The 10592-nt window shown below is 41.3% G+C and carries 6 protein-coding genes; 5 read left to right on the forward strand and 1 reads right to left on the reverse strand.

The genetic code is table 11. The features are described 5' to 3' along the window. Window positions 1-55 precede the first annotated feature (55 nt). The 5 genes from H4J63_RS15300 to H4J63_RS15320 all read left to right on the forward strand — a co-directional run bounded on the left by H4J63_RS15300 (window position 56) and on the right by H4J63_RS15320 (window position 9692). Window positions 56-1225, forward strand: coding sequence for an efflux RND transporter periplasmic adaptor subunit (locus tag H4J63_RS15300; protein WP_182197399.1), 1170 nt, complete (start codon window positions 56-58; stop codon window positions 1223-1225). 9 nt (window positions 1226-1234) lie between these two features. Further along, window positions 1235-4387 carry an efflux RND transporter permease subunit gene (locus H4J63_RS15305; RefSeq protein ID WP_182197401.1) on the forward strand — a complete coding sequence of 1051 codons (3153 nt, stop codon included), beginning with the start codon at window positions 1235-1237 and terminating at the stop codon, window positions 4385-4387. Next, entirely contained in the window at window positions 4380-5792 is a 1413-nt protein-coding gene (locus tag H4J63_RS15310; RefSeq protein WP_182197402.1) for a TolC family protein, read from the forward strand. The genes H4J63_RS15305 and H4J63_RS15310 overlap by 8 nt, the downstream gene beginning before the upstream one ends. 10 nt (window positions 5793-5802) lie before the next feature. After that, complete coding sequence (locus H4J63_RS15315; RefSeq protein WP_182197403.1) at window positions 5803-6831, forward strand: zinc-binding dehydrogenase; 1029 nt, start codon at window positions 5803-5805, stop codon at window positions 6829-6831. A 605-nt stretch (window positions 6832-7436) separates the two neighbouring features. Further along, window positions 7437-9692 carry an acyl-CoA dehydrogenase gene (locus H4J63_RS15320; protein WP_182197404.1) on the forward strand — a complete coding sequence of 752 codons (2256 nt, stop codon included), beginning with the start codon at window positions 7437-7439 and terminating at the stop codon, window positions 9690-9692. A gap of 190 nt (window positions 9693-9882) precedes the next feature. Here H4J63_RS15320 and H4J63_RS15325 read toward each other — a convergent pair. Then, on the reverse strand, window positions 9883-10592 hold a 710-nt coding region (locus tag H4J63_RS15325; protein WP_182197405.1), incomplete at its 5' end, for an integron integrase.

The raw sequence follows: 10592 nt of genomic DNA on the forward strand, positions 1-10592 counted from the left end.
TTACACACGGGTTTAATCCGTATTATGCGAGGCTAATCAACAATGGAGCGTCTTCATGAACAAACATCTAATTGCTGCTGCACTTACTGCGGCATCTTTAACACTTGCGGGTTGTGCTGATGAGAGCACAGCTCAATCAGCACCTGCACAGCAACTTCAACCAATTGATGTAGCACAGGTGCTTGTTAAGCCGGTACAAAGCTGGCACACATATACAACTCGTTTAGAGTCTCCACAAGAAGTTGCTTTAATGCCGCGTGTATCGGGAATCATCGATAGCATTGAATTTAAAGAAGGCGATGTGGTTAAAGAAGGCGATGTTTTATTTCAATTAGATGCTCGTCCATTTGCTGCTGTGGTTGCTAGTTTAAAAGCGCAAATTAACAGCGCAGAAGCCGCACTTGAACAAGCTAAAAGTGAAGACAAACGTGCGGTACGCTTATTAGACCGTAAGGCAATCTCAACTGAGCAAGCACAAGCGCGTACTTCAACACTACGCCAACGCGAAGCACAGCTTTCTGCACTTCAAGCACAACTTACCTCAGCAGAGCTTGATTTAGAGTTTACGTCAGTAGTATCACCAATTGATGGCATTATTTCTCGCGCAAATATTACCAAAGGTAATAACATACTTGCGGGTCAAAGCGTATTAACGTCAATTGTTTCAAACCAAGCTATGTATGCTTATTTTGATGTTGATGAACGCACATGGAATAGCTCTTTCAATGATGTTACTGCTGCGAGCCATCAAACTGTTGTAATGCAAAAGGTCAGTCAAAGCGATTTTGCATACAAAGGCTACATTAACTTTATTGATAACCAAATTAATTCATCAACAGGTACATTACGCGTACGTGCGGTATTTAATGAAGACAGCAACCAATTACGCGCAGGCTCGTTTGCACGTATTAAGCTTGCAGCCAACTCTATTAGCGACGCGATTATTATCCCAGAACGTGCAATTGGTACCGACTTAAAAAATCGTTTTGTATTAACGGTTGGCGAAAACAACGTACTTGAATACAAACTTATTACTGTAGGTGAAAGATACGGTGCTTTGCGTGCGGTTACATCGGGCCTTAGCGAAGGTGACGTAATTGCAGTAAACGGCCCAGCACGTGTAGGCCCAGGTATGCCAATCTCTCCACAAACAGTAACAATTGATACAAGCGGTGTTGCATTTACATTGTCAAACGACAACGCACAACTTGTGGCTAAGCAATAAGGTTTATTGATGAAATTTTCGCATTTCTTTATACAGCGCCCAATATTTGCGGCAATGCTGTCGTTGGTTATTTTAATTGCTGGTGGTATTTCACTATTCCAACTACCAGTAAGTGAATACCCAGAAGTGGTTCCTCCTACAGTGGTTGTGACTGCAAGTTACCCGGGTGCAAACCCAACCGTTATCGCGCAAACAGTGGCAACACCGCTGGAGCAAGAAATTAACGGTACTGAAAACATGTTGTATATGTTTTCGCAAGGTACAAGCGATGGACGCATGACACTAACGGTAACTTTTGCTTTAGGTACCGATTTAGATCGTGCTCAAGTACAAGTACAAAACCGTGTAAACAGTGCATTGCCACGTTTGCCAGAAGAAGTACAACGTTTAGGTGTTGTAGCCGAAAAATCATCACCCGATTTAACCATGGTGGTGCACTTATATTCGCCTGAAAAAACGCACGACACAGCTTACTTATCTAATTATGCTGATTTAAACATTAAAGATGAAATTGCACGCTTACCAGGCGTAGGTGATATTCGTTTATTTGGTGGTGGCAAATACTCAATGCGCGTATGGCTAAACCCAGATGCTCTTGCTGCACGGGAATTAACAGCAACAGATGTAGTTGCTGCCCTTCGCTCGCAAAACCAACAAGTTGCAGCGGGTAGCTTAGGTGCGCAGCCAATTTCAAACGATAGCCAATTTCAAATACTCTTAAACGTTAAAGGACGTTTAAACAGTATTGAAGAATTTGAAAACGTTATTATTAAAGTAGGCGACGAAGGTCAGTTAACGCGTTTATCTGATATAGCCCGTGTTGATTTAGGCCAAGACACTTACGCACTGCGTGCAGAGCTTGATAATCAACCGGCACTTGCAATGCCAATATTCCAACGCCCAGGTTCAAACGCTATTGAGCTTTCTGATCAAGTACGCGAAACAATGGCGCGCTTATCTAAAGATTTCCCTACTGGTGTTGAATACGACATTGTGTACGACCCTACGGTATTTGTTCGCGGCTCAATTGACGCGGTAATTGCAACGTTGCTTGAAGCAATTGTGCTGGTAGTTATTGTTGTTATTGTATTTTTACAAACGTGGCGTGCATCAATTATTCCATTAATTGCTGTGCCTATTTCGCTCATTGGTACGTTTGCAGTAATGCAGTGGTTAGGTGTCTCAATTAATACCTTGTCGTTGTTTGGCTTAGTATTGGCCATAGGTATTGTTGTAGATGATGCGATTGTAGTTGTTGAAAACGTAGAGCGTAATATTGAAAAAGGCTTATCGCCACTTGAAGCAACCCGCGTTGCAATGAGCGAAGTAACAGGCCCTATTATTGCCATTGCGCTAGTACTAAGTGCTGTATTTATTCCTACAGCGTTTATTACCGGTTTATCAGGTCAGTTTTATAAGCAATTTGCACTTACAATTACAATTTCGACGATTATCTCAGCGTTTAATTCATTAACGTTATCGCCTGCGCTTGCTGCATTGTTATTAAAATCACACGATGCAAAACCAGATGCGTTCACGCGTTTACTTAATAAATTGTTTGGACGTTGGTTGTTTAAACCATTTAACCGCGTATTTAATCGTGGAGCTAAAGGGTACGAAAAACTGGTACAAAAACTAATCCGTATGACCGTTGTTGTAATGGTGGCTTATATTGCACTTGTTGGCGGCACAATTAAGTTATTTGATACCGTACCAGGTGGCTTTATTCCACAGCAAGATAAACAGTATTTAGTGGCTATTGCGCAGTTACCTGACGCATCAAGCCTTGATCGTACTGAAGACGTACTTGCTCAAATGCAGCAAATTGCATTAGAAGTCCCAGGCGTTGCACATACTGTTGCTTTTCCTGGCTTATCAGTGAACGGTTTTACAAACAGCCCTAACAGCGGCATTGTATTTACACCACTTGAGAGCTTTGACAAACGTACCGACCCAAGTAAGTCAGCGATGGCGATAGCGGCGCAGTTGAATAAACGTTTTGCTGCAATTGATGAGGCATTTGTAGCGGTATTTCCACCGCCGCCAATTCAAGGTTTGGGCACTACAGGTGGTTTTAAACTGCAAATAGAAGACAGAGCTAATAAAGGATTTGAGGCACTATTTAATAGCCTGCAAGCCGTTATTGGTAAGGCGCAGCAAGACCCTGCATTAATGGGACTTTACTCAAGCTTTAGAATTCAAGTTCCACAAATGGATATAGATATTGACCGTGAACAAGCACTTATTCAAGGTATTCCACTTGATGAAGTATTTAATGCACTGCAAATTTACTTAGGCTCTGTGTATGTAAACGACTTTAATATGTTTGGTCGTACTTACCAAGTAAATGCGCAAGCTGATGCTGATTACCGTAAAGAACCTGAGCAAATACTTAACTTAAAAGTACGTAACCGTGCAGGCCATATGGTGCCATTAGGATCTGTATTAACAGTAACCCCAACGATTGGTCCTGACCGTGTTATGCATTACAACGGTTACCCAAGTGCCGAGCTTAATGGTAGCCCAGCACCGGGTTATAGCTCTGACCAAGCACAGTTAGCTATTGAAAAAGTACTCGCAGACACACTGCCATCAGGTATTGAGTACGAGTGGACTGAAGTAACGTACCAACAAGTACTTGCGGGTAATACAATGGTTTATGTATTCCCGTTAGTTGTATTGCTTGTATTTATGGTACTTGCAGCGCAGTACGAGAGCTTACGTTTACCACTTGCGATTATATTAATTGTACCGATGACTATTTTCTCTGCTTTATCAGGTGTGTGGTTTGTTGGCTCTGACAACAACATATTCACCCAAATAGCGCTCATAGTTCTGGTCGCGTTGGCTTCTAAAAATGCGATATTGATGGTTGAGTTTGCAAAAGATAGACACGACACAGGCTTATCGCACTTAGAGGCAATACTTGAGGCATGTCGTATGCGTTTGCGCCCAATATTAATGACCTCAATTGCATTTACAGCAGGTGTTGTACCGTTAGTGCTTGCTACAGGTGCAGGCGCTGAGATGCGTCACGCAATGGGTAACGCAGTATTCTCAGGCATGATAGGTGTAACTGTATTTGGTTTATTATTTACGCCGGTGTTTTACATGCTAGTAACGAGCAAAAAAGATAAAGCGCAGGAGAATACTCATGACTAAATTAATGCAAAAAAGACTTAAAACAAGTCTGACTGCCAGTGCGGTATTAGTCGCTGCGTTTTTAGCCGGGTGTGCGAGTAAAATTGACACCATGAGCGAGCAAAAAGCCGTTAACGAATTTGTTGCCAAAGCTAATATTGCTAGTAACGTTAGCGTTGCTGATGAAACAAACTGGTGGAAAAAGCTTAATTCTGATCAACTGAATGAGCTTGTTACTGGTGCGCTAGCAAATAACTATAATTTGCAAACAAGCCAGCTAACACTTAAAAGTGCATTAGCGCGTTTAGGAGAGCAAAAAGCCCAATACCTACCGCAAGGTGGCGTAAATGTTGGCGCAGCTCGAAGCGATGCACCAAGCGTGTTTGACCGCCAATCAAGTGCAAACGTTGCACTTGATTGGCAGCTAGATTTATTTGGTCGCATAACGGCGTTGGTTGATGCTGCAAATGCATCGGCCATGAGCCAAGCAGAGCAAGTACGTTTACTGCAAATTGAAGTTGTTTCGTCAGTTGTTAAAGGCTTTGTAAGTTATCAAGGAAATGTTGAAAAACAACACATTGTTACGCTTCAAATTGAAGCCCTTGAGCAAAGTATTGACGTACTACAAGCTCGCGTTGACGAAGGCGTCGCAAACGAGCTTGATTTAAACCGTACGATGGCGCAGCTTAAGCAGCAACAAGCACTAATACCTGCTATTGAATATGCAAAATACAGCGATTTATCGGCACTTGCGGTACTAAGCGGTAAGTTAACGCAAAATATTGCTATTGAAAATGAGCAAAGCGTGCTTGAACGTGACTTTAGCGTCTCACTAAAAAACGCTAATAATGCCATTGCCTTACGCCCAGATATTAGCCGTGCGCTGTTTGATTTTAGCCAAGCAAATAGTTTAAGTGTTGCAGCGAGCAAAGCGTTATTACCCGATATTAGCTTATCTGCATTTGCAGGGGTTGTGAGTATAGACAGCACAGGCTTAAAAAATACCGACCAACAGTGGCAAGTAGCGCCGCAGTTACAATGGTCGTTATTAAGCTACCCAACATTATTAGCACAGCGCGACGCGCAGCAGTTTTTAAGTGAAGCCGCTTACAGCGATTATCAACAAGTGGTATTAACTGCACTAAGTGAAAGTGAACTTTCACTGCAATTGTTGGTCAATCAAGCACAGCAAAAACGCTTTGCAGATGAGCGCTATGACTTTGCTAATAAAGCATTTTTACAAGCCCAAGCAATGTATGAAGAAGGCCAAATTCCTTATCTTGAGTTGTTAGATGCGCGTCAGGATGTTTTAATAGCACAAGAAAATGCTGTTGAAACAACAATTTCTTCACTGCTTGCCAAAGTAAATGCTTACCAGTCATTTAATGGCCAATGGAGTTATGCGTTAAACGACACTAATAAGTAGAGTTATATTGATGCCAAATACTGAAAATTTACATGAATACATTATCCCGCAAACGATGCGCGCTATTGTACTGCCAGAACCAAATGAAGCAATTGACTTAGCAGATGCTGAGCTGCCTGTTCCAGACTGTGCAGATAACGAGCTGCTTGTAAAAGTAGAGTACGTTGGTTTAAATCCAGTTGATGGTCAATTTGCTAAAACAGGCTTTTGTAAATGGCAGTATCCACACATTTTAGGCTTAGATGCTGTAGGTGTTGTGGTTAAAGCTAATAAAGGTGTGTTTCCAAATGTTGGCCAGCGGGTTATGTGGCATGCCAACATTGGTGAGCAAGGTGCTTTGAGCGAATACACCAAAGTACCTAACTTTGCAGTGTCGGTTGTGCCAAGCGGTTTAAATCCGGCCATAGCAGCAACACTTCCATGCGCCGGTATGGCAGCACTTATCAGCTTAGATAAAATAGGCATTAGTGAAGGCGATACTATTTTTATTGAAGGCGGAGCCGGAGCGGTAGGGCAGTTTGCTATTCAATATGCAAAACAGCGTGGTGCAGATGTATTTACCACCGCATCAAAGCGTAACCATAAATTGGTTAAGCAGCTAGGCGCTGATGTGGTTTTTGACTATAGCGATAAAAAGCTATGCGAAAAAATCCGCAGAGAACTTGGCCCGCAAGGCTTTGATGCGGTTATTGATACGATAGGTGGAGAGTGTACTCAGCGTAATATTGAGCTAATGCGTTTTTGCGGACGTATTGCCTGCTTAAATCCGCTACCTTGTTTTGATCAAGACTTAATGTATCACCGAGCGCCGAATATTAGCGTTGTATCGATTGGTGGTGCATGGCTTGCTAATAGTTTATGTGCACAACAACGCTTGAGCTTTATGGGCAACCTGTTACTTGAAGGCGCTGTTAGTGGCGACATTAAACACCCAGAAATAACGCCCGTAGACTTTAGTGCTGAGTCAGTATCGCAAGCGCTTAATAAACAACTTGCTGGTGGTTTTACCGGCAAGCAAATTGTTAAAGTTGCTAAGTGAAGCGCTTATACAATTTGATTTAAATTTAAGTAGTTTTAGCTAGATTAACTGATAATGTAGCCTCTACAAATTGAATAAAAACGTAGCCTATTTGTGCTGCGTTTTTTTATGCCCATAAAAAAATAGATACAGCGCTAGGGTCTGTTGATCTTTCAAGGTTGAATTTGCAGCAGTCTGTTTGGTATTTAGGCAAGGCAGAGCCTATGTAGTGTGGTTATTCCCCATAAATGGGCGATAACGTAGCATTAATGACAAACAGGCGCTGCCCAAAGGGTTCTTCCTAGGGGCTATTTACTCTTTGTTGCTCGGTTTTTACTTAGCCCACTAGGTTACAAACCTCGCGCCGCGATTAAATAGCCCCTAGTTTGAACAAATTTTAATCCGCAAAGATCAACAGACCCTAGAGCTTTTGCTGTTTTATTCATCATTTTAGTTAAAATACTTTTTTTCAGCGTACAGCTGTAAGCCTTTGTGTTTCAATAGTTTACGTTCAGGTAAAGAAAATAAATTGAAAAAACTGTTAATTAATTGAATAGAGTAATTGATCTAAACGATTTTTTATGACGTAATGTAGGTATTATTTAGCTGGTCGGATGAGTTCAATCATGAGTTTACGTACAAAACTAAAAAAAGTATTACCAAGTATTTCTATCACAGAACAAGAAGCGCTAGACGCGGGTGATGTATGGCTTGAAGGTTCTATCTACCAAGGTAAACCTGATTTCAGTGCACTTCGCGACGTACCTGCTGCTACATTAAGCGCAGACGAGCAAGCATTCTTAGACGGTCCAGTAAAAGAACTACTGGGCATGATTGACGATTCAGTGATTCAAAACGGCATTCATTTACCAAATGACATCTTAGAATTTTTGAAAAAAGAGCGTTTTTTCTCGCTTATCATTCCTAAGTCGTTTGGTGGTTTAGAGTTTAGCCCTTATGCAAACTCTACTATTGTTGGCACAATTGCGACTAAAAGCTCAGCAGTTGCGGTAACCGTAATGGTTCCTAATTCGTTAGGCCCAGGTGAGTTATTACTTCACTTTGGTACGCAAGAACAACAAGCACATTACTTACCACGCCTAGCAAATGGTACAGACATTCCATGTTTTGCACTAACAAGCCCAGAAGCGGGTTCTGATGCAGGTGGCATTCCAGACATTGGTACAGTAACTAAAGGCATGTACAACGGTGAAGAAGTGCTTGGCCTTGAGATCACATGGGACAAACGCTACATAACGCTTGCACCTATTGCTACTGTACTTGGTTTAGCATTTAAAGTAGTTGACCCTGATGGTCTGCTAGGTGGTAAAGAAAACCTAGGTATTACCTGTGCACTTATTCCAAAAGAGCACCCAGGTGTAGAGCTTGGTAATCGCCACGACCCTATGGGTATTCGTTTTTACAACGGTACTACACGTGGTAACAAAGTATTTGTACCAATGGATTTTGTTATTGGTGGACAGAAAAACATCGGCCGTGGTTGGCAAATGCTGGTTAGCTGTTTAGGTGCTGGCCGTGGTATTTCATTACCTGCGCTAGGTGTTAGTACAGCACAAGTTGCATTTAAATCAGCATCTGAATACGCAGCAGTGCGTGAACAGTTTGGTTTAGCCATTGGCCAGTTTGAAGGTATTCAAGAAAAACTAGCCGACATTGCAGGTAAAACATACCTACAAGAAGCAATGCGCGTACTTACAACTGAAGGCTTAGGCATGGGCTTAAAACCATCAGTAGTAACCGCAATCGCTAAATACCACATGACAGAGCTTGGTCGCGACGTGCTTGATTCAGCAATGGATATTCAAGCGGGTAAAGCGATTCAAAACGGTCCACAAAATACATTAGCAAGTGGTTATGTTGCTCAGCCGATTGCCATTACGGTAGAAGGTGCGAACATTCTTACTCGTAACCTAATGATATTTGGTCAAGGTGTTATGCGTTGTCATCCATATTTACAATCTATGGTTGAGTCAATTCACAGTGAAGACAAAGGCGCAGATAAAGAATTTAACGGCATTTTACGTAAAACAATTGGCTACAGCACAGCAAACAGCTTACGTGCTTTCCGCCTAGGTGTTTTACCATTTACAGCAAGTGCTAATTCTGAATTGCCAGAAGTACGCGACTACGAAAAAGCAGTACATAAATTATCTGCAAAACTTGCAGTGTACGCAGACTTTTCGTTACTTGTACTTGGCGGTAAGTTAAAGCAAGCAGAAATGCTATCGGCACGTTTAGGCGATGTAATGAGCTTCTTATATGCAGCTATGGCATCAATTAAATACTACGAGCAAAAAGTATCAAGTAGTGACCGTGAGCAAGCAGCGCCGTATTTCCATTACGCGACTCGTTTTGCACTACAAAGTGCTGAAGAAGCATTGCATAAGTTTTTAGATAACTTCCCTGCAAGCGGTACACGTAAGTTTATTCGTTTCATTACAATGAACTACTCAACTAAAATGCCAAAAATTAGCGACGATTTAATCCGCGAACTAGCTAAGCAAGCTCAGCTAGATACCGCATTTAAAGCGCAAATCACGCATTTAGTTAAACCAGTAGTGGGCGATGGCCATCATATTAATGAGCAAGCTTACAAAGCTAAAATGGCATCACTTGGCGAGCTGGCTAAAGTTAAAAAAGCATTACGTGCTAAAGTAATTAAGCCAGGTGCACGTTTTAACATTACACTTGATAACGCATTAGCTGCAAACGTAATTACGCAAGCTGAGCACGTTCAGTTAATTGATTACAACATCAAACGTGAAAAGGCGATTCGTGTAGATGAGTTCGATTTTGATATGAACATACTAGACGATAACGCACAGCCAATTAACCCGCTTAAAAGCGTAGTTAATCAGTAAGTTAAAGTAATTAAATTCAATGATGCAAAGCGCCCGCAGTATCGGCGCTTTTATTTTTGAAAAGTATTAGTGTGGAGCCCCGCTTGTGTAAAAACAAGCGGGGCTTTTTTATGTGTTATTTAAAGTAGAAATAGATGACGGTATTGGTTTGAAAGTGAATATGTATCTGTAGAGGATTAAAAAGAGACGCTTATAATCTTGAAAAAGGGCTAACAACCCCGTTAGCACCTTGCTGTAGTACATGGGTATAAATTTGTGTAGTTTTAACATCAGAATGGCCAAGCTGAGCTTGAACAGTTCTTATATCGGCGCCATTTTGCAGTAGATGAGTAGCAAAAGAGTGTCTCAATGTATGAGGTGTTATTATTTTTGTTAACCCTGATTTTTGGACGGCTTTTTTAATCTCTTTTCTAATACAAGAGTGATGAAAATGATGTCGCCTTATTTCACCACTTTGAGGATCTGAACTTAATATATGAGAAGGAAATAAATATTGCCACGCAAGCGATTTTGCGGCACTTGGATATTTTTTTGTTAAAGCATATGGCATCCATACGCCAGAATATTCCGTATTATTTAAATCCAGTTTTAAATAGTCATCAACGTTCAAAATTTGATTTCTCAGCATAGGAATTAGCTCTGTGGCCAGCGTAACAATGCGGTGTTTATTACCTTTTCCATTCCATACTTGAATGCATTTATAATCAAAATCAATATCTTTTACTCTTAATTGCACCGCTTCCATTACTCTTAAGCCACTTCCATACATAAGGGCTGCAATTAAATAATAGCGCTTATTTAAATGAGCCATCAACATTTTAACTTCCTCTGGGGTCATCACTACAGGGAGCTTTGCTTGTTTTTTACTACGGGCAAAATTTAAATTTAATGAGAGTTCTT

Source organism: Pseudoalteromonas sp. 5Ae-yellow, assembly GCF_014077565.1.
Classification (GTDB): Bacteria; Pseudomonadota; Gammaproteobacteria; order Enterobacterales; family Alteromonadaceae; genus Pseudoalteromonas.